Consider the following 24,259-nt stretch of genomic DNA (forward strand, 5'->3'; position numbering starts at 1 on the left):
CGAACCATGACCACGCAACCCAAAGAAAACTACGTACATGAGTTCTTCCGCATCTTCTTCGCCAACCGCCAGCTGGTGAAACGGGTGTTCCTGGTGTTCGCGGTGATCGCGGTAATTTTACCGCTGGTGCTCAAGCAGAGCTTCGACATCACCGCCGAAGTCATCGTGCAGTCCAAGAAGCTCTCGCAGAGCGACACCACCTCGGCGCTCAGCCAGCAGGCCGACCAGTTCATCCCGCCGTCGCTGGCCGACATGGAGACCGAGAGCAACATCCTGCGCTCGCCGACCCTGATCCGTCAGACCATCGGCGAGCTGCGCAAGGAAGGCCACTATCCGGACGAGCCCGGCCTGCTGCGCCGTACCGTGCTCGACCCGGTGCGCCACGCGGTATTCGACCCGCTGCACCGGCTGTTCGGCAACAGCGTGGCCGATGACCGCGACACCCAGCTCGACACCCTTACCGACCAGGCGGTCAAGGACCTCAAGGTCGAGACCCTGCCCGGCTCCAACGTGATCTCCATCACCTACAGCGCCGACGATCCGAAGCTGGGCACGCTGTTCGTCAGTCGCCTGCTGGAGAACTTCCTGGCCAACCGCCAGGACCTGCAGTCCAACGAGCTGCCCGAAGCGTTCTACGAGCAGAAGAAGCTGCACTACCAGGCCCGCCTGGGCGACCTGGAAAGCCAGCGCCTGGGCCTGCTGACCGCCATCGGCTCGTCGGACCCCAAGGAAGAGATCACCTTCCGGCTGAACGCCATCAACACCGAGGAGCAGGCGCTCAACCTGCAACGTGACCGCCAGTTGCAGAACCAGAAGTGGCTCGACTACCTGCAGAGCAGCCTGGCCGCGGCCAGCAAGGCGAGGATGGCCGACTACGCGTTCCCCTACACCTTCACCACCACGGTCGACAACGTCGCCTTCGAGGACCGCGAGATCAAGCAGCTCGGCGAACAGCTGACCACCCAGCTGGCCCGCTACAATGGCGACGCCACGGTGTTCCAGCCAGGCTCCGACCAGATGGTCATGGCCCGCCAGCAAATCGCCCAGTTGCGCGCGCAGTTCCTCAAGATCGTCGAGAACCGCATCCGCGAGCGCCAGCAGGACCTGGCCGTGACCCAGCAGGTAATCGAGCAGAAGACCCAGCGCATCGCCGACTACAGCAAGCGCATCCTCCAGTTGCGCGAGACCCAGAGCAAGACCCGCCAGCTCGACACCGAGATCGACGCCCTGCACAAGGCCTTCTCCACCTACGCCCAGCGTTACGAGGAAAGCCGTGGCCAGGGCCTGCTCGACGGCAGCCAGTCCAACGCGCGGATCCTCAGCGCCCCCTACGAGCCCACTGCGGCGAGCTTCCCGAAACCTGGCCTGATCATTCCGTTCGGCCTGGTCACCGGCCTGCTGCTGGCGATCGCCGTGGTCTACGTCAGGGAGTTCTTCGACCATCGCTTCAAGCATCCGGCGCAGATCAGCCACGAGCTGGGCCTGCCGGTGCTGCTGGTGATCAACGACCAGGCCCCGGCGCTGCCCAACCCGCACAAGAGCTGGTCGCTGCCACGCCTGTGGCACTGGGTGCGCAATTGAACGCCGCGCTGCACGCCGGCCGGCCGATCCTGCACCTGCTCGGCAGTGGCGGGTTCTACGGCGCCGAGCGCATGCTCCTGGACCACTGCCAGGCGACCCCCGGCCAGCATCGGGTGCTGTTTCTCGATGCCCCGGCGGAGCTGGTGGCGCGCTTTCGCGAGGCGGGGGTCGAATGCGACACCTGCCGGGGGCTGGGGGCGGTGCTCAAGGTACTCGGCGCGCAGCGCGGCCAACGTCCATTGGTCAACAGCCACAACTTCAAGGGCCAGCTGTTCGGCTGGATCGGCGCCACCCTGTGGCGCCTGCCGATGGTCAGCACCCAGCATGGCTTCACCCCGCGCAGCCGCAAGCAGCGCTTCTACACCTGGCTGAGCCTGCAACTGTGCCGCACGCCGACGGTGGACACGGTGGTGTGCGTGGCCGAGAGCATCGCCCGCATCCACCGCGATGCCGGCGTTCCCGAGGCCAAGTTGCGGGTGATTCCCAACGGCCTGCCCGAGGCCTGCACGGCTGATGAAGATCATGTAGGAGCGGCCTTGCGCCGCGATGGGCCGCAACGCGGCCCCAAGGCCACCCACGCCGATAAGTCAGGCACATCGGATTACCCCGCAGCGGCGGCCGCTTCGCGGCCGATCGCGGCACAAGGCCGCTCCTACAGGGATTGCGATCATGACAAGGCCCCCTGGCTCGCCGCCTACGTCGGCCGCCTGTCCAGCGAAAAAGGCCCCGACCTGTTCCTCGACACCCTGATCCCGGTGTGCCAGCGCCACCCACAGGTCCACGCCGTGATGCTCGGCGAAGGCCCCGAGCGCGACACCCTGCAGGCCCGCATCGACGCCGCCGGTCTCACCGCGCGCATCACCCTGCCGGGCTTTCAGCGCGACATGCGCGGCTGGATGAAGCGCCTGGACGCTCTGGTCATCAGCTCGCGCACCGAAGGCACGCCGATGATCCTGCTCGAGGCCATGCAGGACGGCGTGCCAGTGGTGGCCTTCGGTGTCGGCGGTATTCCCGACGTCATCGAACACGGGCGCAACGGTCTGTTGGCCGCCCCGCTGGCCAGCGCTGAACTGGGCGAACACCTCGAGGCCCTGCTCGTGGATCCCGCGCAGGCCGCCGAGCTGGTCGCCGGCGCCCGCCGCACGCAACGCGAACGCTACCACCTGCCGACCCTGGCACACCGCTGGGCCCTGGTGTACCGGGGCACGGCCGAGGAGGTTGTCGCATGATCATTCCCCTGTCGCTGGTGGCCCTGGTGGCCTTGCTGAGCCTGGGGCTGCTGGCCAGCCCCTACCCATTCCTGGCCCCCGGCGGCGTGATCGGCCTGGCCGGCGTACTAGTGCTGTACCGCAAGCCAGCCTGGGGCCTGCTGGCGATCGCCACCCTGGTGCCGTTGGAGGGATTGCTCAAGGACGGCCTGGTGTCCGGCGCCAAGCTGGTGGGCATCGGCCTGGTGCTGATCCTCAGCCTGCAGCTGGCAGTGCGCCAGTTGCCCGGCGAGCGCCTGCGCAGCAACCAATGGCGCCTGCTGCTGCCGTTCATGGCCCTGTACCTGCTGAGCCTGTGGGCCAGCGACGACCTGGCGCTGTCGGGCGGTCACCTGCGCGAGTTGCTGGTGGGCCTGGTGGTGTTCGTCATCACCCTGCTGGTCGGCCGCGACCTCAACCTGCCGATGCTGGCCCGGCTGATCACCGTCAGCGTGTGCGTCACCTGCCTGTTCGCGATCTTCTCCACCAAGTACCAGGAACAGGGCCGCGCCTCGGCCATGCTCGACCCCAACGCCTTCGCCCTGCTGATCACCATCGCCATGCCGCTGGGGCTGTGGCTGGCGATCAAGGCCCGGCAGATCCCGGTCAAGCTGTTCTGGGCCGGCTGCTGCCTGTTGCTGCTGGTGGGCATGACCAAGACCGAATCGCGCTCGGGGCTGGTGGTACTGCTGATCAGCCTGGGCATCGTGCTGTACAACTACCGCGAACAGCTGACGCGCATCCGCCCGCGCCACCTGGGCTTCGCCATGCTCGGCCTGGCCATTGTCCTGCCCCTGGGCGTGGCCCTGATGCCGGCGGGCTACGCCGAGCGCATCCAGTCGCTGATGCTGCTCAAATCCGGGGTCAACGCGCACCAGGATGAATCGCTGGGCCGACGCGCCTCCTACCTGGTGGTGGGCAAGGAGATGATCAGCCACAGCCCATTGCTCGGCACCGGGCCCGGCACCTTCCCGCTGCACTACGCCGACACCGGCTTCTCCAAGGCCTTCGCCCCGGTCAACAGCAAGACCACCGACCTCTACCGACGTGCCCACAACACCTACCTGGAGCTGTTCAGCGAGGTCGGCCTGCCGGCGGGGCTGCTGTTCGTCGGCATGATCTTTCTCGCCCTGCGCAACTTCTGGCGGGCCCGCGCCGCCTTCCGCGCGGCCGGCGATGCGGACCGCGCCGACCTGATGACCCACCTGACCATGAGCATGCTGGCCATCGGTCTGTTCCTGATGTTCCTCAGCGCCCCCAGCCACAAGTACCTGTGGCTGATGCTGGCGCTGTCCAGCGTGCTGCTGGGCCAGGCCCGTGAACAACAGCCGGTGGAGGTGGCCCGATGAGCCGGGTGAGCATCGTCATCCCGATGTTCAACGAGGCCCGCCATATCGGCCGCACCCTGGACGCCGCCCGGCGCTCGGCCAGCGCGGCGGGCCTGGCCTGCGAGCTGATCGTGGTGGATAACGGCTCCAGCGACGACGGCCCGCGGATCGCCCGCGAGCACGGCGCCCAGGTGCTGACGCTGCCCGGGGTGGCCATCGGTGCCCTGCGCAACGCCGGCGTAGCCGCCAGCCACGGCGAATGGCTGGCCTTCCTTGACGCCGACATCGAGGTGCCCGAGCACTGGCTGGACCTGCTGCTGGACCTGCAGCGTCGCGGCGAAGGCGATGTCTTCGCCCTCGACTGCGACACCCCGCGCCACGCCCCGTGGTTCGCCCAGGCCTGGCAGCGGCGCACCCTGCGCACCGGGCAGACGGTGCAGGACTGCACCTGGCTGCCCACCCCCAACCTGCTGATGCGCCGCAGCTGGTTCGAGCAGGTCGGTGGTTTCGACGAGCGCCTGCGCACCGGCGAGGACAAGGACTTCACCCTGCGCCTGCACGAGTCCGGCGCCCGCCTGCGCGTGCTGCGCCAGCCCGCGGTGCTGCACTGGGGCTATGAGGCCAACTGGCGCGAATGGCTGGGCAAGGAGATGTGGCGCCAGGGCAGCCACCTGCAACTGCTGCGCAGCCATGGCGTGAGCCTGCGCCTGCTGCGCTTCCCGCTACTCTCGGTGGGGGCGTGGGTGCTGGACGCCATGGCCCTGTCGGCCCTGCTCGACGGATTCCCCCATGTGGCGCTGTTCTTCCTGCTGGTCAGCGCCCTGCCCGCGCTGTTCCTGAGCCTGCGCCAGAGCCGCCGGCACCGTGACCCGCTGCTCACCCTGCAACTCTGGGGCCTGCACTGGCTGCGCCTGCACCTGGCCGGCGCGGCGTTCATCCTCAGCCTGTTCAACCGCACCGCAAGGAGGCCCGCCCGTGGCTGAGTTCATCTTCTGGCTATGCCTGTTGCTGCCGTTGTACGCCTGGGTCGGCTATCCCCTGCTGCTGACCCTGGCCGCGCCGTTCTTTGCCCGTCGCACGCATTCGCCGCTGCCGGCGCAACGGGTGAGCGTGGTGATCGCCGCGCACAACGAAGAGCGGCATATCGAAGCCAAGCTCGCCAGCGTGCTCGGCCAGGACTACCCGGCCGCCGAGCTGCAGGTGGTGGTGGCCAGCGACGGCTCCAGCGACCGCACCGTGGCGCTGGCCCGCGCCCTGGGTGACCCGCGGGTGCAAGTGCTGGACCTGCCGCGCCTGGGCAAGGCCGGGGCGCTGAACAGTGCCGTGCAGGTGTGCACGGGCGACCTGCTGGTATTCACCGACGCCGACAACCAGTGGTCGGCCGATACCCTCGGGCTGCTGCTGGCGCCGTTCGCCGACGCCCAGGTTGGCGGCACCGCCGGGCACATGATCATCCCCGACCCGGGCAAGGGCCTGAGCATCGGCGACAGCCTGTACCGGCACTACGAAGCCTGGGTGCGCAAGGTGGAGAACCGCACCGGTTGCATGGTCTCGGCCGACGGCGCCCTGCTGGCCCTGCGCCGGGCGCTGTACCAACCGATTCCCAAGCAGGTCAACGACGACTTCTTCATCAGCACCTGCGCCCCGGCCGCAGGGCTGCGCATTGTCTACGTGCCCGAGGCGGTGGTGCTGGACCAGGGCGTGGACGAGGCCGACAAGCAGTTCCGCCGCCGCCAGCGGGTCACCGTCGGCGGCCTTTTGAGCCTGGCCGCTCGCCGCGAGCTGCTCAACCCGGCGCGTCACGGCCTGTACGCCATCGCCCTGATCAGCCACAAACTGATCCGCCGCCTGGCCCCGGTGCTGCTGCTGCCATTGCTGCTGGCCAACCTGTGGCTGGCCATCGAGCCCGGTTTCTACCGACTGACCCTGGCCGTGCAGCTGCTCGGCTACGCCGCCGCCATCGCCGGCCTGCTCGACGCCCGCCGCCGCCTGCCGCGCCCGTTCCGCCTGGCCGCCTTCGTGCTGGTCACCCTCGCCGGCATGAGCGTGGGCCTGTGGCAGTTCCTGCGCGGGCACAGCTACAGCCAATGGAACCCCGACCAGAATCGATGAGCGACGGACATGCCGATCAAGACCCATATCAAGCAGGCCAGTGGCTGGTTCTATTTCAAGTCGCCGCGTGGCCGCGCCGAACTGCGCGGCGCCGGGGTGATCCTCATGCTGCACCGGGTGCTGGCCGATGACGCCAGCGCCGCCCTGCCCCATCGCAACGAGCTGTGCGTCGGCCCCCGGGCCTTCGAAGGGCTGCTGCGCTGGCTGCCCCGGCATTTCGACTGCGTCAGCCTCATGGACCTGCTCAAGAGCCACGAGGAGCCCCGAGGCGATACCCGCCCCAAAGTGGCCCTGACCTTCGACGACGGCTGGCGCGACAATGCCGTCAACGCCTTCCCGCTGCTGCAACGCCACCAGGTGCCGGCGAGCATCTTCCTGTCCACCGACTACATCGGCAGCCGCCAGCGCTTCTGGTGGGAAAGCGTCGGCGAAACCCTGTGGGGCACCCATGGCGAGGAGGCTCGACGGCAACTGATCGAGCGCCTGCGCAAGCTCGGCCGGCCACTGCCTGCGGCCTACTTCATGCACGACCACAGCAAGGCCCGCAGCCTGGTACTGGCGCGCTACCTGCAGACCCTCAAGAGCCTCAGCCCCCAGGCCCTGCATGTGCTGACCGACGCCTGCCCGCCGGAGTCGCTGCCCCAGGCCATGGACTGGCAGCAGGTGCGAGCCCTGGAGGATTCCGGCCTGGTGCGCTTCGGCCCCCACGGCGCCAGCCATGCCCTGCTGCCGTACCTGGACGACCACCGCCTCAACGAAGAGCTGCAACGCAGCCACGCCGCGCTCAACGAAGGCTGCCGCGAACCGCTGCCGGTGTACTGCTACCCCAACGGCGACCACGACGAACGTGTGCGCGCGCGGGTCGCCGCGCACCGCTACCCCTACGCCCTGAGCACCCGCCCGGGGATCTGCCAGGGCCAGGACGACCCGCTGGCGCTGCCGCGCATCGGCGTCAGCCAGCGCAATGCCAGCCGGCCCTCGTTGCTGGCCTGGCGCATCAGCCGCGGAGAACGCTGATGAACCGCAACAGCTACCTGCGCCACCTGGCGCTGAGCATGGGCACCAAGCTTGCGATGATCGCCCTGCGCCTGCTGCGCAACGTGCTGCTGGCGCGCATCCTCGGGCCCAGCGAGCGCGGCCTGTTCGCCCTGCTCAGCACCTTGCCCGACCTGATCAGCGCCGCCACCAGCGGCGGCCTGAACAGCGCGGTCGGCTACCAGGCGGCCAAGCAACGCGACATGGGCCTGCTGCTGACCCAGGTGCTGGTCTATGGCTGCCTGCTGGCCGGGCTGCTGACGCTGGTCTGCGTGTTGCTGGTGCGCGAGTTCGGCAGCGACCTGGAAATTACCGTGCAGCTGGGCCTGCTGGCCTGGCTGTTGCTGCTGGCGGTGCCGATGACCGTACTCAAGAGCGGCCTGCTGACCCTGCACAACGCCAGCGGCGGCGTCGGCGCCTTCAACGCCCTGCGCCTGACCGAATCGCTGGCGCCGCTGCTGCTGTTCCTCGGGCTGTTCTGGATGTGGCGCGACGAGGCCCTGGAGGCCGCGCTGATCAGCTGGCTGTGCGGCATTGCCCTGGTGCTGGTGCTGGGTTTGTGGTGGCTGCGCCGCCAGCACCCGCTCACCCTGCGCTGGGATCGCGGCGGCCAGCGCGAGCTGCTGAGCTACAGCGCCAAGAGCCACCCTGATCTGCTCTTCCAGCAGGTGATCCTGCGCTCGGACTACCTGTTCATCGGCGCCATGCTCGGCAGCACCGCCCTGGGCCATTACGCCATGGCCAGCGCCGCCGCCGAACTGCTGCTGATCGTCCCCGAGGCGGTGACCACGCCGCTGATGAAACGCCTGCTGCAGCAGGACGCCGGCATGGAGCGGCTGACACCCCTGGCCCTGCGCCTGACCGCCACAGTGATGCTCGGCGCCTGCCTGAGCATGGCGCTGATCGGCCAGTGGCTTATCGTCACCCTGTTCGGCGCCGACTACGCGCCGGCCTATCCGGCGCTGCTGGCCTTGCTGCCGGGCCTGCTCGGCCTGTGTTACGCCAGCATCCTGCGCCTGGACCTGCTGGGCAAGAACCGCCCTGGCACGGTGTCGCTGCTGATGGGCGCGGGCGCCGCCCTGAACCTGGTGCTCAACGTCTTGCTGATCCCGACCTGGGGCATCGTAGGCGCCGCGGCGGCCTCGTCCATCGCCTACCTGGCGGTCACCGTGGCCATGCTGGTGCTGTATTGCCGCCTCAGCGGCGTGCCGCTGGGCCAGACCCTGATCATCCTGCCCGCCGACCTGGCGCCGCTGCGCCAGATGCTGCAACGGAGGGCGGCATGAAAGCCCTGCTGCTATGCACCGCGCTGCTGGCACAGCCGGCGCTCGCCGCGCCCGTGCAATGGGGCGAGATCCGCGATGGTAGCCTGTACCTGCTACCGGCCCGCGCCGACGAGTTGCGCATCCAGTGGCGCCCGGCCTGGCAGGCCGACGCCAACCCGGAGCGCCTGTACCTGCTGGACGGCCAGGGCCGCCTGGCCGGCGAACGGCGCATCGAGGCCGCGCAGGTGCGCGGCGAGCAGCGCTGGCCCCTGGCAGCCGGTGGCGGTACCTATCGCCTGGAAGTGCCCGGCTACAGCTTCCGCGACTACCGTATCCAACACGATGCCAGCACCCGTGCGCTGTTCGCCCCGGCCAAGGTGCACTTCAGCGCCGAGGTCGGGCCGGGTGTCGAGCTGTACTTCCGGGTCAAGGCCGGCGAACGGGCGGTGTTGGCCGGCAAGCACCACGGCGGCGTCCACGGGCTGTTCGCCGAACGTCTCAGCGATGGCCGGCGCGTGCAGTTGCCACTCAAGCCCTACCGCGCCTACTGGCGCTTCGACCAGCTAGCACTGCCCGTCAGCGGCCGCGACGAGACCTGGCGCCTGGGCCTGCAGGGCAGCGGCAAGGCGGCGTTCTGGCTCGACGGCAGCGCCAACCTGTTCGCCCAGCGTGCCGACGACCTCGGTGACCTGCCCCAACAGCAGGGCCAGGTACGCCTGACCCTCGGCACCAAGCTACTCGGCCCCACGCCGAGGCTAGGGGTGGCCCTGCCCTATGTGCTGCCGCCGGCCTCGAGCTTTGCCGCCCTTGACGCCTTGCGCCCCCAAGCCGCCGGTTTCTACGGCTTCGTCGACGTGCTGCAACGCCAACCCGACTTCGAGAATGCCTGGCGCAAGCTCTACCAGGAACGCTTCGGCATCCTCCAGGACATCACCCTGCTGGCCGGCAGCGCCCGGGTCGCCGACCTGCGCAGCGACCGCACCAGCAGCGATGGCCTTGACGCCTGGCTCGAGGCGACCAAGGCCCTGGGCGGCAAAGGCATCCACTACCTGGCCTTCGCTGACGAGCCCAATCTCAACTACCGCGACTACGCCAGCTATCGTGACTTCTTCCAGGTCATGGCCAAGCGCGTGCGCGAGTATCCGGGCGCCCGCGAGGCCGGTGTGCGCATTGCCATGCCGGCCTCCTCGCGCCTGCTCGGCGGGCCCTTCACCGACGACGGCAAGCAACGCCGCGGCATCGACTGGGCGCGGCGCCTGCTCGCCGAACAGGGCGCGCAGATCGACGCCCTGGCCTGGCACGAATGGATGGTCCGCGACCTGCTCGCCACCCGCAGCTACCGCGACAGCGTGCGCCAGGCCGCCGAGCTGGTGGGCCTGGACAACCAGGGCCGGCCGCGCAAGGCGTTGCTGCTGGACCAGACCAACCTGTCCAGCGGCTCAAGCCTCAGCCCCTACGAGCAGAACACCCATTACGCCGGCCTGTGGTGGACCTCGGTGGTGATCAACGCCGCCGGCGACGGCCTGCTCGACATGCTCAACTGGTTCCATGTCGCCGACGAGCCAGAATGGCCCAAGGGCATGCTGCGCGATGCCGGCGACCAGCGCTACGAGCTCAAGCCGGTGGGCCTGGCCCAGCAGTTCATCCAGCGCCACTGGCTGGACCAGGTACTGACCCTGGACAACGACGCCTTCGAGGTCGACGCCCTGGCCATGGCCCGCCAGCACCAACGTAGCCTGCTGGGGGTGAACAAGGCCGAGCGCCTGCAACAGGTGGCGCTGGTCCTGGGCGACTGCCCGGCCGGCCAGCTCGAACTGTTCGGCCCCGACAACCAGAGCCGCCGCGCCAGCTTCAGCTGCGCCGATGGCCAGGTCCGTTTTCAATTGCCAGGGCAGACCGTATTCGCCCTGACCTGGAGCGCGTCATGAGACGCACCTCGATCAGCCATGCCCAGGAGGCACCATGACTGCATTTGCCAAGATCCAGGATCGCATCAAGCGCAAGGGACTGCGTGACACCCTCGGTAGCGCCTTGCGGCACTACGTCTTCTATCATTGGGAGCTGCTGTGGATGGAGCGCGACCTGGTCAGCCCGGTGCCGCCGCACCGGCTCAAGCCTTACGGCAGCCTGCGCGTCGAGGGCATCACCGTGCATAACGTGCAGGCCTTCGCCCGCCACTTCGGCGACCGCGTCGAGACCATGCGCGAGCTGGCCGCCGAAGGCCACACCGGGCTGATGTTCCTCGACGACGACAACGACGCCGTGGCCTTCATCTGGGGCAGCAGCCGCCACTATCACGACCGCCACTACTACGGCTGCTGGTTCCCGGTCGGACCGGGCGAGTTCTTCGAGTTCGGTGGCGAGTTGATCCGCAAGTACTGGGGCACCGAATTGTCGGTGGACCTGCAACTGGCGCTGTGGAAGGCCATGGCCGCCCAGGGCTGCACCAAGGTGGTGGACGTGTGCGAACAGCACAACATCCCGGCGCTCAAGCTGCACCTGCGCATGGGCTATCAGGAGCAAGGACGGATCATGAACGTGTACTGCCTGTTCGGCCGCTGGAGGTTCTACCGCGAGAGCCGCTACACCACCTCGCGCCTGGAACCATTGCGCAAACCGGAGGCCCCGGCCTCCTCGGCCACGGCGGGCTGAGCCCATGGCCCTGCAGCTCAGCTGGTGCGCGTCGCTGCGCAGCGACGACTTCCCCGCCGCCGACTACGAGACGCTGCGCCGGCGCCTGCCCGGCAGCACGCCGTTCAACCACCTCGGCTGGCTGCGCGCCGCCGAGGCCGCCCTGCTGCCCGGCCAGCGGCTCGGCGTGCTGCTCGGCTACCAGGACGAACGCCTGTGCCTGTGCCTGCCCCTGGTTCGCGCCCGGGAGCCCTTCGGCCCGCTGTTTGCGCCGGTGGTGCGCCACCTGGGCTATCCGCTGAGCGACCGCATCGCCCTGCTCATCGACCTGCCGGCGCTGTACGCCGACCAGGTCCTGCAGGCCATCCGCAAACACCTGCCCCATGCCCTGCTGCAACTGAACGAGGTGCCGGACAACGCCGAGCACGAAGGCTGGCTGCGCCAGTGGGCCGGCGCCAGTTCCACCTGGCAGCAGCGCCTGACCTGCCGCGTGCCGGTGCACCGCATCAACGAACAGGATCGCCAGGAGGTCAGCGGCGATCCGCGCTACAAGCTGCGCCGCGCCCGCAAACGAATCAATGCCTGCGGCGCCAGCGTGCGCCGGGTCATGGCGAGCGCCGAGAACATGGCTGAACTGCTCGACGCCATCAGTGCCGTCGAGGCCGTGAGCTGGAAAGGCGACGACGAGGTCGGCATCTTCTCCGGCCCCCAGCGTCGCCAGTGGATGGACCAGGCCTTCACCGCGCTGGCCGGCGAAGGCCTGGTGTGCCTGGTGCTGCTGGAGCTGGACGGGCGCTGCATCAGCTACCGCCTGGGCCTGGTGGAGCGCGGCCGGGTCTACGACTACAACCTCGCCTTCGTCCCGGAACACCGCGACCTGGGCAGCGGCCGCGTGCTGCTGGAGGAGTGGATCCACTGGGGCCTGGACGCGGACTGGAAATGGATCGACGCCTCGCGGGTCAGCCTGGACAACTCCAGCCACCAGTTGCACGAACGCATGACCGGCCAGCTCGAACAGTGGCGCCTGAGCAGCTACAGCTGGCGCCCCGACGGCGTGCTGCTGGGCCTGGCGCAGCGCTGCTGGCACTGGCTCAAACCACGCCTGCGCAGGCGCTCGCCGCGCAAAGAAGCCGATGTTGTCGCCCCCACCCCGCCACAGGAGCGCCCGGATGCCATCCCAGGTCATAGTCAACGCTGACGATTTCGGCCTCAGCGCCCACACCAACGCGGTCATCCTGCACGCCTTCCAGGCCGGGCTGATCAGCTCGGCCACGGCCATGGCCAACATGCCGGCCTTCGCCACCGCCTGCGCGCTGGCCCAGCAACCGGCGCTCAAGGGACGCATCGGGCTGCACTTCAACCTCACCTACGGCCGCCCGCTGAGCCAGGCGATCCTGGACGAGCCGCGCTTCTGCACGCCCCACGGCGAGTTCGACCTGCGCCTGAAGCAACGTACCCTGCGCCTGTCACGCCGCGAGCGGGCCGCCGTGGAAGCGGAGCTTGAGGCCCAATGGAAACACTGCCTGGACCACGGCCTGATGCCCAGCCACCTGGATTCGCACCAGCACGTGCACAACATCTGGCCGGTGGGCACCGTCGTCGCCCGCTTCGCCCGCGACCAGGGCGTGCCGGTGCGCCTGGCGCGCAACCTGGGGCACAACATCGGGCCGGCCAAGCGTGCGTTCAAGACCCTGCTCAACTGGCGCCTGCGCCAGCTCGCCGGGAGCACCGCCGACTTCGTCTGCACCCCGGCCGACCTCAAGGCCGGCCTGGCCCCCGAGCATGGCGTGCTGGAGCTGGTGGCCCATCCCAGCGCGCTGGGTGGGCATGATTTCGGCGACGCCTACCTGGCCAGCGGCGAATCGCTGCTGGCGCTGGTCGAGCAGCGCCTGGGGCAGGTGCCGCGGGTGGGGTATGCGAGCCTGAGCATCGAGCAAGCGAGCTAACGCCCCGGCGGCCGATGCCGCCGTTCGTGGTTCTCGGCCAGCCAGCGACGCAGCGCCTCGGCCGGCATCGGTCGCCCGAGCAGGAAGCCCTGGCCTTGGTCGCAGCCGGCATGGCGCAGAAAGTCGTATTGCTCCTGGGTTTCGATGCCCTCGGCGGTGATGCGAAAACCCAAGGCGTGGCCAAGGTCGATGATCGCCCTGGCGATGGCCACCGCGTCATCGTCGCCGGGCAGGTCCTTGATGAAGGCGCGGTCGATCTTCAGGTGATCGATCGGCAACGCGCGCAGGTAGGCCAGCGACGAATAGCCGGTGCCGAAGTCGTCCACCGCCGTGGCCACGCCCATGGCCTGCAGCTGCGCCAGCACCGCGCAGGCCTGCTGCTGGCTTTCCATCAGCAGGCTCTCGGTGATCTCCACTTCCAGCAGGTTGGCCGGCAGGCCATGGCGCTCCAGCGCCGAGGCCAGGCTGGTAACATAGTCGCTGCGCTCGATCTGCAGGGCCGCAACGTTGATCGCCAGCGGCCCGGGCAGGCCATCGCCGGCGCGCCACTCGGCCAGTTGCGCGCAGGCCAGCTCCAGCACCCGCTCGCCCAGCGGGATGATCAGCCCGGTGCGCTCGGCCAGGGGAATGAACTCCCCCGGCGAGACCAGGCCATGCTCGGGGTCGCGCCAGCGCAGCAGGGCCTCGACGCCCTCCAGCTGGCCGCTGAACAAATCGACCTTGGGCTGGTACCACAGCTCGAATTCGTTGTGCTCCAGCGCCCGACGCAGGTTGCGTTCCAGCTCCAGGCGCTGCTGCAGGCGCTCGGTCATGTCCGGGTGGTAAGGCCGCCAGGCATCGCGCCCGGCTTCCTTGGCCGCGTACATGGCGGTGTCGGCATGGCGCAGCAGGCTGTCGGCGTCCTCGCCGTGCTGCGGGCACCAGGCCAGGCCGATACTGCCGGTGACCAGGGCGGCGTTGCCATTGAGGTCGAATGGCCGCTGCAGACAGCGCAACAAGGCACGGACCTGGTGGTTCACCTGGCCCTGGGCGCCTTGCAACATGAACACGAATTCGTCACCGCCCAGGCGGCACAGACGGTCCTGGCTGTCCAGTTCCTGCAAGAAGCGCGCGGTCGCCTGTTGCAGCAACAGATCGCCCATCGGATGCCCGAGGCTGTCGTTGACTTGCTTGAAACCGTCGATATCAAGCATCAGCACCGCCAGGCCATGCCCCTGCAGGATCGCCGCGCCCAGCTGCTGCTGGAACAGGATCCGGTTGGGCAGCCCGGTGATGGTGTCGTAATGGGCCAGGCGTTCGAGCTGGGCCTGGTAGCGCTGCAGCTCGCGGTTGCGCTGCTCGAGCAGGCGCTGCTTGCGGTTGAGCTGGGCGACGAACAGGCTGAACAGCCCCGTGCAGCTCAAGGCGAACAGGAACAGCGGCGAGCCGAACAGGTCCAGCCCCGACCAGCCACCCCGTGGCGCCGCCACCAGTTGCCAGACACCGCCCGGCACTTCCACGGTCATCTTCACCTGCGACGTGTCGAACAGCTTCGGATCGCCCCAGATCAACGCACCCTCGGCGCCCTTGCCGTCGCCGCCGCGCACGGCAACCTCGAACTCGGTATCCGGGCGCAATCCCGCCGTCAGCAGCAAGCGGTCGATATCGGCGACGATCGACACATTGCCCCAATAGAAGCGCACACCGCGCTTGCCAGTGACGAACACCGGACGCCGGTAGATCAGCGCCCGGCCACCCTGGTACAGCTGCAGGGGACCGGCCAGCACCGGCTGGGCCTGGTCGCGGGCCGATCGCACCAGCGGGAACTGATCCGGCAGCTGGCGATAGTCCAGCCCGATCAGCCGCTCGTTGCCCGCCATCGGGTAGACATCGCCGATCACATCCCCCGGCGCCAGTGCGATATGGCGCATGTAGGGGACCGACTGCAAGGCATCGCGGGCCATGCCGTGAAAATGCGCCGAACTGATTTCGCCATCGGCGCTGATCAGCTGGGCGATGCCCTCGGCCTCGCCGAACGCCGCGCCCAACTGGGCTTCCAGCGCGCCGCGCATCCCCGCCAGGCGGGCCGCGAGATTGCCCAGTTGCTCAGTACGCTCGCGCTGCGCATCCAGGTGCCCCAGGGCGATCGACAGGCCGATACCTACCAGGGCGAGACCGACCGGCAGCAGGCGATTGAGCGATTGGCGCAAGGTCCCGGCTGGGGCTGGCGTGGGGTCTTGTGGGGGTTGGGGAGTGATCATAGGCAGGCGATGGCAGGCAATTACGCAGTTATCGGCGCTGCGCGGCCAATATTGAGGCCAGTTTTACCGGTACAAGCATGTACCACCGCCAGCCCCGACACGGCTGCTCTGATGTGCGCTTTGCAAGGAGCCACAGATGACAGCCCCCAATCCACACCACACCCTTCTGCAACGCCGACTGCCCGCCTGGGCACGGGAGGCCGGTGCCGAACACTGGCAACGACTCAGCGACGCCATCCTGCCGGTACAGGGCCTGCCCGGGGCCGAGGCGGCCTGGTTCGCCAATGCCGCGCCCCACCTGCGCGAGGCGGTCGAGGCCAGCCAGGCGCGCCTGATGCATGCGCAGCGCGCATGGGCAAAGCACCTGCGTGGCCTGAAGAACATCAACGAATTCGCCGAGCCCCTGCTTGCCGAGCGCCTGCGCACGCAGCACAAATTCAGTGCACCGTTGCGCAGCACATCGCTGGTCTGGGTGAAGCATCTCTACAGTTTTCAGGTCTACCTCACCCACCACGAACACCGCAGCCTGCTCGAAGCGGCCCTGCGCAACTTCAGCGACGCCGTGACCTTCAACCGCGACAGCGCCCTCGCCCTGGACAGCGACTGGCAGGTCAACCAGACCATGGTCACCGGCAAGACGACCCTGGGCGACAGCGAAACCGAAGTCGACATCGACCTGTCCTCGGAGCAGATCCGGATCAAGCCCCTGGCGCTGTCACCCGAGGTTTTCGCCAGGACCTGTCGCGAACTGGACCTCGGCCAGGCTTACCAGGATCACCTCGATACCACCTTCGCCGCACCTGGCGTGCGCCCGGCGGCGCTGCGCGTTCACCAGGACAGCCTGCGTCTGGCGGCTGACCTGGCCCGCGTGCGCAACCAGCTCAGTGGTGCGGGATGGGATGCGCTGCAGACCTTGCTGGAGAATGGCAAAGCATTGCCCAGCAGCCAACTGAGCCTGTTCGGCATCACCCTGCACGAGGCGACCCTGATCGATACCGGCACTTCAGGTATCGTGTTGTACCTGCCGGGACAGGCAGACAGCCTGCGCGCCTTCGACAACCTCGAAGCGCTGCATCGCCAGTTGCGCAGCGACTTGCAGCAAGAGCCGTTTCGCCAAGGTTTCATGGCTTATGTACCAAGCGAGCAGCAGGGCCAGCTCGCCAGCCGCCTGCGCCAGAATGCCGGTGGCGACCTGCGCTTGCGCACCCTGCCCATCGCCGCAGACCTGTACATATTTTTCCACGACGACCACCTGGCACGCCTGAAGCACGAAGCCCGACAACTGGCCGTGCCCACTGCGCAAGCCGACGAACAGGCGCTCAAGGCGCGCAAAGCCCTCTGGGAAAGTGCCGGCCTCGACATGCTGATGATCGCCGGCCTGTTCGTCCCCGCCTTGGGCACGGTCATGACCGCGGTGATTGCCTACCAACTGCTGGATGAAGCCTACGAAGGCTATGAATCCTGGCAGGTCGGTGACCGCGAGCAAGCCATGGCCCACCTCAAGTCGGTGGGCCTCAACCTGGCGTTGATCGGCGGATTGCACCTGGCAGGCAAGGTCGTGTCACGCCTGGCCAGCAGCCCGTTGATGGAGAGCCTCGAATCCGTCACCCTCGAAGACGGTAGCCAGCGCCTGCGGCGCGTCGATCAGCGTGACGAGAGCGTCCTGAAGAACGCCCTGAAGGGGCTGTATCTTCCCGAGCAAGCCAGCCTGCTGAGCGAGCGACTGATCATCAATGCGATGCCGCGACTGCCCGGCTGGCCGGAGCATCTGCGTCTCGAGCTGCGGGCGGCGTCGCCCCAGGGTCCGCTGCTGCTGGCCTCCGGCGCCAGGGACAGCAGCCGCGCCTGCACCGTGCTCAAGTCAGCCGACGGCTATGAAGCCTACCTCGGAGAGCGACCGGCCCCGCTTCACCAGGACCACGACCTCTCCCGCGCTGTCATGCAGGCACTGCCTGCCGATGACCGTGCGGCCCTTGGACTGAAGACCACCAGCGTCGGTGAGCTGCGCCAGCGGATCCACGATCTGGCACTGTCGAGCCGTGACATGGCCAGTCGCCTGCTGGAGAACCCGGCGCCGGGCTGGAGCAGTCAAGGCCTACTGCGCGGCGGCCTGGACGCGCCTGCCCTTGCCGCGCAACGCATCGACGTCGGCGCGCTCTTGCGCCGCTACCGGGCGCTCTACCCCGAGTCCGTCGATTTCCAGGTCAACGAACAACTGACCCAATGGTTCGAAGCCGGCCTGGATCCGGCGCAGCAGCTCGCCGAACTGGAGCGGCAACTGCTTGCGTTCCGCGACCAGGTGCGTGCCTGGGCAGGCGAAAACCCATTGCGCCAGGCCGCCGCACGCCGACTGGTGAGCAACTGGCAACGGATCTCGGAGTACTCAGAGGAAGAAGGCCGGGTCATCCACCTGATCAGCCTCGCCGACCTGGCCCTGACCCACCAGGACCTGGCCTCGCTGGCGCTACCTGATCGCTTCACCCATATCCAGCGCATCGACCTGACCGCCAACCCCGCCCTGAGCGAACTGCCCGCGGAGTTCCTCGAACGTTTTCCCCACTTGCAACGCCTGCACCTGATGAACTGCGACTTCGAGCAAATACCAGCGGTCGCCGTGCCGCACTCACTGGAATGGCTGGATATGCAAGGCAACAGCATCCTCTGGAACGACGCCAACCAGGTTGCCCTGGATCGCCTCGACAATCTTCGCTTGCTCGACCTGTCGCACAACCCGCTGGCCCGCAGCCCTGACCTGAGCCGCCTGGCCGCGCTGGACATGCTCAACCTCAACACCTGCGAACTGACGGACTGGCCAGCCGGCATCCGCAACGATGCCGACTGGCGACCCATCGTTTTCGATCTGCGCGATAACCGGTTCACTCATTTGCCGGACGACCTGCGTTTGTCGCGGGTGGCGGGCCAGGCCCTGTGGCTGGAGAGCGCCGAACTCAGCGAGCGCGTCAGCCAGCAGATCCAGGCCTACTACGAACGCGATGGCGTCGACCTGCTGGTGGCCGACGCGGAGTACGAAGACATGCTGGAGGACACCAATGTCGACGACTGGAGCATCTGGAACACCCTGCCGCTGCAATATCGCCGCGACCTGCGCGGGCTGCAGGACCTGCCGGACTACACTCACGCGCAGCTGTGGCAGCGCCTGCGCACGTTCGCCGACCCACGGGCCATGGACTATGGCCTGTCGATCGGCGCGATGCGGCTGATGGACGCCGAGGTGTTCCCGCCGCCCTTCGAGGAATGACCGCGAGCGGCTGCGCCGGGGTGGCAATTTTCAGCCGGTCGGCGCATGCTCGCAAGCTGAAGCGTTTCATCATCCGGATTTGAGAGGTGCAGTACCCATGGACCGTCTGCTCGATTCGCTGTTTCCCGCCCCCGAGGATATCCCCGAAGCCTGGCGCCTGGGTGCGCCGCTGGAGCAACGCGACTACCTGGTCGGCGGCGAGCTGCGCCGCTGGGACGGGCCGCTGGCCACCGTGCGCAGCCCGGTGTGGCTCAAGGAAGGCGACAGCGAACGCCAGGTGATCCTCGGCAGCGCGCCGCTGCTGGACGCCGACACCGCGCTCAGCGCCCTCGACGCGGCCGTGGCCGCCTACGACAAGGGCCGCGGTGCCTGGCCGAACATGCGCGTGGCCGAGCGCATCCAGCATGTCGAGGCTTTCCTGGCGCGCATGCGCGAGCAGCGCACGGCGGTGGTCAAGCTGCTGATGTGGGAGATCGGCAAGAACCTCAAGGACTCGGAAAAAGAGTTCGACCGCACCTGCGACTACATCGTCGACACCATCGACGCGCTCAAGGACCTCGACCGCCGCTCCAGCCGCTTCGAGCTCGAACAGGGCACCCTCGGCCAGATCCGCCGGGCGCCGTTGGGCGTGGCGCTGTGCATGGGCCCGTACAACTACCCGCTCAACGAAACCTTCACCACGCTCATCCCGGCGCTGATCATGGGCAACACCGTGGTATTCAAGCCGGCCAAGTTCGGCGTGCTGCTGATCCGCCCGCTGCTCGAGGCCTTCCGCGACAGCTTCCCGCCGGGGGTGATCAACGTCATCTACGGGCGTGGCCGCGAGACCGTCAGCGCGCTGATGGCCAGCGGCAAGGTCGATGTGTTCGCCTTCATCGGCACCCACAAGGCCGCCAGCGACCTGAAGAAACTCCACCCGCGTCCGCACCGCCTGCGCGCGGCCCTGGGCCTGGATGCCAAGAACCCCGGCATCGTCCTGCCCCAGGTCGACCTGGACAACGCCGTCGAAGAGGCCGTTACCGGCGCCCTGTCGTTCAACGGCCAGCGTTGCACGGCGTTGAAGATCCTGTTCGTGCACGAAGACGTGGTCGATGCGTTCCTCGACAAGTTCCAGCGCAAGCTCGCCGCGCTCAAGCCGGGCATGCCCTGGGAGCCGGGCGTGGCGCTGACGCCGCTGCCGGAGCCGGGCAAGGTCGACTACCTCGACGGCCTGGTGGCCGACGCCACCGCCAAGGGCGCGCGGGTACTCAACGAAGGCGGTGGGCACAGCCGCGGTTCGTTCTTCTACCCCGCCCTGCTCTATCCGGTCAGCCAGGACATGCGTGTCTACCACGAGGAACAGTTCGGCCCACTGGTGCCGGTGGTGCCCTACCGCGACCTGCAGACGGTGATCGACTACGTGCTCGACTCCGACTACGGCCAGCAGCTGAGCCTGTTCGGCAACGACCCCGAGACCGTCGGCGCGCTGGTCGACACCTTCGCCAACCAGGTCGGCCGGATCAACCTCAACGCCCAGTGCCAGCGCGGGCCGGACACCTACCCGTTCAACGGCCGCAAGAACAGCGCCGAGGGGACCTTGTCGGTGCATGATGCATTGCGGGTGTTCTCCATCCGTACTTTGGTGGCGACCAAGTTCCAGGAGGCGAACAAGGAGCTGATCAGCGAGATCATCCGTAACCGGCAGTCGAGTTTCCTGACGACCGATTACATCTTCTGATCCGCATGCCCACCCCCTGTAGGAGCGGCCGCGAAAGGGCTGCGCAGCGGCCCCTGTATTTCAGCGTTGACGCATCAATCGCCGGGGCCGCTACGCGCCCCTTTCGCGGCACAAGGCCGCTCCTACACCTGACCGCATCAGTCCCAAAACAGGTTTTTTAATCGACAATCGATATAAAGCCACTGTCGATTTTCCACCTGCGTAGACGACTCTAATCACCAGGCTGTTGCAAACAACAACCCACGTGAAAGGAGTTTACGAAAATGGCAGTCAAACCTATCCCCGAAGGCCAGCGCAGCATCACCCCTTACCTCGGCATCAAGGACGCCGCCAAAGCCATCGAGTTCTACAAGAAGGCCTTCGGCGCGGTCGAGATGTTCCGCCTTGAAGACCCCCAAGGCCGCGTCGGCCATGCCGAACTGAAAATCGGCGACTCGTCGCTGATGCTCGGCTCACCCTGTGACATGGAGGGCGGCCTCAAGCCCAGCGAGGACATCGAGGTCCCGGGGGTCGGCCTGCACTTGTATGTCGAGGACTGCGATAAGGTCTACGCCAATGCCATCGCCGCTGGTGCTAAGCCGATCAAAGAGGTACAGGACCAGTTCTACGGCGACCGCAGCGGCACCCTGATGGATCCGTTCAACAATCTGTGGTTCGTCTCCACCCACAAGGAAGACCTCACCCCCGAGGAAATCCGCGCCCGCGCCGCCAAGCTGTTCAGCAGCCAGTGAGCGGCGGGCTCCAGGCCGCAAGCTTCAAGTTGAAAGCCGCCGCGCTTTGCTGGAAGCTTGAGGCTTGTAGCTTGGAGCTGCCTCTCAATGCGTATCATCGAAAAATCCGGCGCGCAGGTGCGCAGCCTGACCCTGGCCGAAGAGGAACTGTTGGCCAGCTTCGCCACCGGCACCCTGGCCGGCCCCCGCCTGCTGCAGGCCAATCAGTGGCTGATGAAAGTGCGCAGCGCCAACCAGTGGTTGGCCTGCGATTGCCGCCAGGATGCCCTGCCGGTGCTCAATGTGTCGCTGAACGGCAACACCGGCACCCTGTTCCTGCGCAACAACCCCGACACCCCGGAACACACCCCGGGCTGCCCGTTCAGCAAGGATGAACGCGAGACCGGCGCAAGCGCCGAGGACAACACGCCTCCCGCGGCCTGGCTGGCGCCGGATGCGCCGTTGCGGCTGCTCGGCGACTACCGCCGTGCCATTGACGGCGAAACGGCCGCCGGACCACGCGACCCCGGCGAGCGCCGCGAGCAGCAGCGCCTGTTGTCGCTGCTGCTGACCTGGATCGAGGCCAGCGGTCTGAATGTCTACGCCACCCACCTGAAGAAGGACCTCACCGCCCAGTTCGCCGAGCTGCGCGGCGTCGCCGGCCGCTACCCGCTGCTGGAACGGGTGCCGGCCAGCAACTACCTGGAAACACGCCTGGACATGAAGCACATGATGATGCTCAAGGCGCGCCTGCGCGAGGCCACGGTGTTCGGCAACCATCGCCGCCATGGCCTGCTGCTCGACTGCGTCGACCAGGTCAAGGGCCGCAAGCTGTTCAACAACCGCAGCGAGGACGGCTTCGACTTCCAGGGCCACCACCACTACTGGGGCGGCAACCGCGCCTCAGGCCCCTTGCTGGCCCTGGCGCTGTACTCGCCGGCCACCGCCGGCAGCCATTTCTACGAACTGATCCATGTCGCCAGCGTACCGGTGCTGTCACGTGGGCACCTGTTCCCGGTGTACCGCGACGAAGAGCGCGAACCGCTCAAGGCGCTGGTGTCGCTGATCGACTGGATGGCGAGCAAGGGCGTCAAGGTATTGATGCGCCGCCCGGTGATCGGCGGCCAGGTGATGGACGAGCTGGTGCTGACCTCGGACCAGGACCGGGTGCTGTCGGTGTCGTTGCTGGAGCAGCCGATCGGGCCGGAACCGGATGCCGAGAACTTCAAGCGCTACGCCGACTTCAAGAGCCTGGAGACCTTCCGCAAGTACGTGGCCGGGTTCTTCATGCGCGAACGCTGAGCAAGCCCCCCAGGGCCAAATTTCGTGGTTCTGGTAGAAGATCGCCCAGCCCTTTGGGGCTGCGCTGTCGTGCAGTGAACTGTGATCCCTGTGGGAGCGGGCTTGCCCGCGAAGCAGATGCCGCGGTGCCTGGCACCGGCTTCGCCGGTGTTCGCGGGTGAACCCGCTCCCACAGGTCCATGCTAAATCAATGAGTTACGGTTTGTTCCATGAGAGATCGCCCAGCCCTTTGGGGCTGCGCTGTCGTGCAGGGAACTGTTATCCCTGTGGGAGCGGGTTCACCCGCGAACACCGGCGCAGCCGGTGCCATATGCGGCGGTCCGATAAACCCGCTCCCACAGGGTCAATGGGCTTGCCCCGCGATGACGCCGGGCTAGAACGCCGCCTTGAAGATCGCCTCGATCTCCACCTGGCTGGCCACCCGCGGATTGGTCAACCCGCAGGCATCCTTCAAGGCATTGGCCGCCAGCACCGGCACATCCTCGACCTTGACCCCCAGCTCCGCCAGCCCGGCCGGAATGCCGATGGCCGCCGCCAGGTGCTCGATGGCCGAGATCGCCGCCCCGGCGCCCTGCTCCGCGTCCAGCCCGCACACCTTCACCCCCATGGCCTTGGCCACGTCGCGCAGGCGTGCGGCGCTGACCTTGGCGTTAAAGCGCTGCACATGAGGCAGCAGCACCGCGTTGCACACACCATGGGGCAGGTCGTAGAAGCCGCCCAGCTGGTGCGCCATGGCGTGCACGTAACCCAGCGAGGCATTGTTGAACGCCATGCCCGCCAGGAACTGGGCATAGGCCATGTTCTCCCGCGCCACCAGGTCGCCGCCGTCGGCGACGGCCTGGCGCAGGTTGTCGCTGATCAGGCTGACGGCCTTGAGCGCGCAGGCGTCGGTGATCGGCGTGGCGGCGGTGGAGACATAGGCCTCGATGGCGTGGGTCAGCGCGTCCATGCCGGTGGCGGCAGTGAGGCCCTTGGGCATCCCGACCATCAGCGCGGGGTCGTTGACCGACAGGATCGGCGTGACGTTGCGGTCGACGATGGCCATTTTCACATGGCGCGCCTCGTCGGTGATGATGCAGAAGCGGGTCATCTCGCTGGCCGTGCCCGCCGTGGTGTTGATCGCGATCAGCGGCAGCTGCGGCCTGGCCGAGCGATCCACACCTTCGTAATCGCTGATATGCCCACCGTTGGTGGCGCACAGGGCGATGCCCTTGGCGCAGTCATGGGGCGAGCCGCCCCCCAGCGAGACCACGCAGTCGCAGCCCTCGCGACGCAGCATCGCCAGGCCCGCCTCGACGTTGGCGATGCTCGGGTTGGGCTTGGCGCCGTCGAACACCCGCGAATCGATGTCGCGCATGGCCAGCATCCCGGCGATGCGCTCGGCGACGCCGGCTTTGGCCAGCCCGGCATCGGTGACGATCAGTGCCTTGCGCAGGCCATAGCCGGCGATCGCGGTCATCGCCTCGTCCAGGCAGTCGATGCCCATGATGTTCACGGCGGGGATGAAGAACGTGCTGCTCATGGCCAGATCCTCTCAAGCTGACGGTAGGTTTTCAGCATCCGCCGGAATGGGCGTGGAGGCGTTGATCCAGGGCAAGACTGATGCGGGCCGGGGTTCGAAAAAACGAATCTAGTTGTGTCCGGCCGGATTCTTTTACCCAGTAATAACAATTAATAAACACCAACTAAGAAACATCCTACAAACCCACAAAAACAAGAACGCAAAGTTTATTTAATTATTTGAAATAGCGTTCTAGCCTAGGCCTTCGTCTTTGCCAGGGGCATTTTCTTGCTCGCCATTAACAGGGTCCTACGGACTCTACGGCAGCCCTGACAATTCCAGATAACAACTAGTTACATATAAACACTGGAGTGCCATGACCCGC

At 67.4% G+C, this 24,259-nt stretch carries 17 protein-coding genes; 15 read left to right on the forward strand and 2 right to left on the reverse strand.

Annotated elements, in window-relative coordinates; translation table 11 throughout:
- Positions 1-6 precede the first annotated feature (6 nt).
- Genes POF53_RS17620 through POF53_RS17670 form a run of 11 tightly spaced genes read left to right on the forward strand, consistent with a single transcriptional unit; the run spans position 7 to position 13,145 of the window.
- Complete coding sequence (locus POF53_RS17620) at positions 7-1,581, forward strand: GumC family protein (RefSeq protein WP_203646318.1); 1,575 nt, start codon at positions 7-9, stop codon at positions 1,579-1,581.
- Entirely contained in the window at positions 1,578-2,810 is a 1,233-nt protein-coding gene (locus POF53_RS17625) for a glycosyltransferase family 4 protein (RefSeq protein WP_232856947.1), read from the forward strand. Before POF53_RS17620 ends, POF53_RS17625 begins: the two co-directional genes overlap by 4 nt.
- Positions 2,807-4,177, forward strand: coding sequence for an O-antigen ligase family protein (locus POF53_RS17630; protein ID WP_232856946.1), 1,371 nt, complete (start codon positions 2,807-2,809; stop codon positions 4,175-4,177). Before POF53_RS17625 ends, POF53_RS17630 begins: the two co-directional genes overlap by 4 nt.
- On the forward strand, positions 4,174-5,139 hold the full coding sequence (locus tag POF53_RS17635) for a glycosyltransferase family 2 protein (protein WP_203646314.1): 966 nt from the start codon (positions 4,174-4,176) through the stop codon (positions 5,137-5,139). The genes POF53_RS17630 and POF53_RS17635 overlap by 4 nt, the downstream gene beginning before the upstream one ends.
- The gene (locus POF53_RS17640; protein ID WP_498968738.1) at positions 5,132-6,268 is read left to right on the forward strand and encodes a glycosyltransferase family 2 protein; all 1,137 of its coding nucleotides are present in this window, start codon (positions 5,132-5,134) and stop codon (positions 6,266-6,268) included. The genes POF53_RS17635 and POF53_RS17640 overlap by 8 nt, the downstream gene beginning before the upstream one ends.
- A 9-nt stretch (positions 6,269-6,277) precedes the next feature.
- Positions 6,278-7,285 (forward strand): polysaccharide deacetylase family protein, encoded by a 1,008-nt coding sequence (locus POF53_RS17645; protein WP_254464886.1) that lies wholly within the window; start codon positions 6,278-6,280, stop codon positions 7,283-7,285.
- Complete coding sequence (locus tag POF53_RS17650; RefSeq protein ID WP_203646312.1) at positions 7,285-8,589, forward strand: lipopolysaccharide biosynthesis protein; 1,305 nt, start codon at positions 7,285-7,287, stop codon at positions 8,587-8,589. The genes POF53_RS17645 and POF53_RS17650 overlap by 1 nt, the downstream gene beginning before the upstream one ends.
- Positions 8,586-10,496, forward strand: a complete 1,911-nt coding sequence (locus tag POF53_RS17655; RefSeq protein ID WP_498968740.1) for a hypothetical protein — start codon at positions 8,586-8,588, stop codon at positions 10,494-10,496. Before POF53_RS17650 ends, POF53_RS17655 begins: the two co-directional genes overlap by 4 nt.
- Before the next feature lie 34 nt (positions 10,497-10,530).
- Positions 10,531-11,220 (forward strand): GNAT family N-acetyltransferase, encoded by a 690-nt coding sequence (locus POF53_RS17660; RefSeq protein ID WP_203646308.1) that lies wholly within the window; start codon positions 10,531-10,533, stop codon positions 11,218-11,220.
- 4 nt (positions 11,221-11,224) lie between these two features.
- Positions 11,225-12,397 (forward strand): GNAT family N-acetyltransferase, encoded by a 1,173-nt coding sequence (locus POF53_RS17665; RefSeq protein WP_498968742.1) that lies wholly within the window; start codon positions 11,225-11,227, stop codon positions 12,395-12,397.
- Positions 12,369-13,145, forward strand: a complete 777-nt coding sequence (locus POF53_RS17670) for a ChbG/HpnK family deacetylase (RefSeq protein ID WP_498968744.1) — start codon at positions 12,369-12,371, stop codon at positions 13,143-13,145. The genes POF53_RS17665 and POF53_RS17670 overlap by 29 nt, the downstream gene beginning before the upstream one ends.
- Here the strand turns inward: POF53_RS17670 and POF53_RS17675 are convergent.
- Positions 13,142-15,334 carry a putative bifunctional diguanylate cyclase/phosphodiesterase gene (locus tag POF53_RS17675; RefSeq protein WP_498968746.1) on the reverse strand — a complete coding sequence of 731 codons (2,193 nt, stop codon included), beginning with the start codon at positions 15,332-15,334 and terminating at the stop codon, positions 13,142-13,144. The two genes, POF53_RS17670 and POF53_RS17675, sit on opposite strands and share 4 nt — an antisense overlap.
- 187 nt (positions 15,335-15,521) lie before the next feature.
- On the opposite strand from POF53_RS17675, the gene POF53_RS17680 reads away from it, so the two are divergent.
- The 4 genes from POF53_RS17680 to POF53_RS17695 all read left to right on the forward strand — a co-directional run bounded on the left by POF53_RS17680 (position 15,522) and on the right by POF53_RS17695 (position 22,373).
- Entirely contained in the window at positions 15,522-18,644 is a 3,123-nt protein-coding gene (locus POF53_RS17680) for a dermonecrotic toxin domain-containing protein (RefSeq protein WP_498968748.1), read from the forward strand.
- Between the two features lie 97 nt (positions 18,645-18,741).
- Complete coding sequence (locus POF53_RS17685; RefSeq protein ID WP_254464892.1) at positions 18,742-20,361, forward strand: NADP-dependent glyceraldehyde-3-phosphate dehydrogenase; 1,620 nt, start codon at positions 18,742-18,744, stop codon at positions 20,359-20,361.
- 263 nt (positions 20,362-20,624) lie between these two features.
- Positions 20,625-21,092, forward strand: coding sequence for a VOC family protein (locus POF53_RS17690; RefSeq protein ID WP_232856938.1), 468 nt, complete (start codon positions 20,625-20,627; stop codon positions 21,090-21,092).
- Between the two features lie 87 nt (positions 21,093-21,179).
- Complete coding sequence (locus POF53_RS17695) at positions 21,180-22,373, forward strand: DUF8534 domain-containing protein (protein WP_475858676.1); 1,194 nt, start codon at positions 21,180-21,182, stop codon at positions 22,371-22,373.
- Between the two features lie 373 nt (positions 22,374-22,746).
- On the opposite strand, the gene yiaY is transcribed toward POF53_RS17695, so the two are convergent.
- Positions 22,747-23,895 carry an L-threonine dehydrogenase gene (gene yiaY / locus POF53_RS17700; RefSeq protein ID WP_498968751.1) on the reverse strand — a complete coding sequence of 383 codons (1,149 nt, stop codon included), beginning with the start codon at positions 23,893-23,895 and terminating at the stop codon, positions 22,747-22,749.
- Positions 23,896-24,259: the final 364 nt, after the last annotated feature.

Source organism: Mitsuaria sp. RG (assembly GCF_028369275.1).
Taxonomy (GTDB): Bacteria; Pseudomonadota; Gammaproteobacteria; order Pseudomonadales; family Pseudomonadaceae; genus Aquipseudomonas; species Aquipseudomonas peradeniyensis.

What these genes read in the sequence shown, in the direction of transcription:
- POF53_RS17620 (WP_203646318.1), top strand. Translation starts at nt 7, where the DNA reads ATGACCACGCAACCCAAAGAAAACTACGTACATGAGTTCTTCCGCATC.
- POF53_RS17630 (WP_232856946.1), top strand. Translation starts at nt 2,807, where the DNA reads ATGATCATTCCCCTGTCGCTGGTGGCCCTGGTGGCCTTGCTGAGCCTG.
- POF53_RS17635 (WP_203646314.1), top strand. Translation starts at nt 4,174, where the DNA reads ATGAGCCGGGTGAGCATCGTCATCCCGATGTTCAACGAGGCCCGCCAT.
- POF53_RS17645 (WP_254464886.1), top strand. Translation starts at nt 6,278, where the DNA reads ATGCCGATCAAGACCCATATCAAGCAGGCCAGTGGCTGGTTCTATTTC.
- POF53_RS17650 (WP_203646312.1), top strand. Translation starts at nt 7,285, where the DNA reads ATGAACCGCAACAGCTACCTGCGCCACCTGGCGCTGAGCATGGGCACC.
- POF53_RS17655 (WP_498968740.1), top strand. Translation starts at nt 8,586, where the DNA reads ATGAAAGCCCTGCTGCTATGCACCGCGCTGCTGGCACAGCCGGCGCTC.
- POF53_RS17660 (WP_203646308.1), top strand. Translation starts at nt 10,531, where the DNA reads ATGACTGCATTTGCCAAGATCCAGGATCGCATCAAGCGCAAGGGACTG.
- POF53_RS17665 (WP_498968742.1), top strand. Translation starts at nt 11,225, where the DNA reads ATGGCCCTGCAGCTCAGCTGGTGCGCGTCGCTGCGCAGCGACGACTTC.
- POF53_RS17670 (WP_498968744.1), top strand. Translation starts at nt 12,369, where the DNA reads ATGCCATCCCAGGTCATAGTCAACGCTGACGATTTCGGCCTCAGCGCC.
- POF53_RS17680 (WP_498968748.1), top strand. Translation starts at nt 15,522, where the DNA reads ATGACAGCCCCCAATCCACACCACACCCTTCTGCAACGCCGACTGCCC.
- POF53_RS17685 (WP_254464892.1), top strand. Translation starts at nt 18,742, where the DNA reads ATGGACCGTCTGCTCGATTCGCTGTTTCCCGCCCCCGAGGATATCCCC.
- POF53_RS17690 (WP_232856938.1), top strand. Translation starts at nt 20,625, where the DNA reads ATGGCAGTCAAACCTATCCCCGAAGGCCAGCGCAGCATCACCCCTTAC.
- POF53_RS17695 (WP_475858676.1), top strand. Translation starts at nt 21,180, where the DNA reads ATGCGTATCATCGAAAAATCCGGCGCGCAGGTGCGCAGCCTGACCCTG.
- yiaY (WP_498968751.1), bottom strand. Translation starts at nt 23,895, where the DNA reads ATGAGCAGCACGTTCTTCATCCCCGCCGTGAACATCATGGGCATCGAC.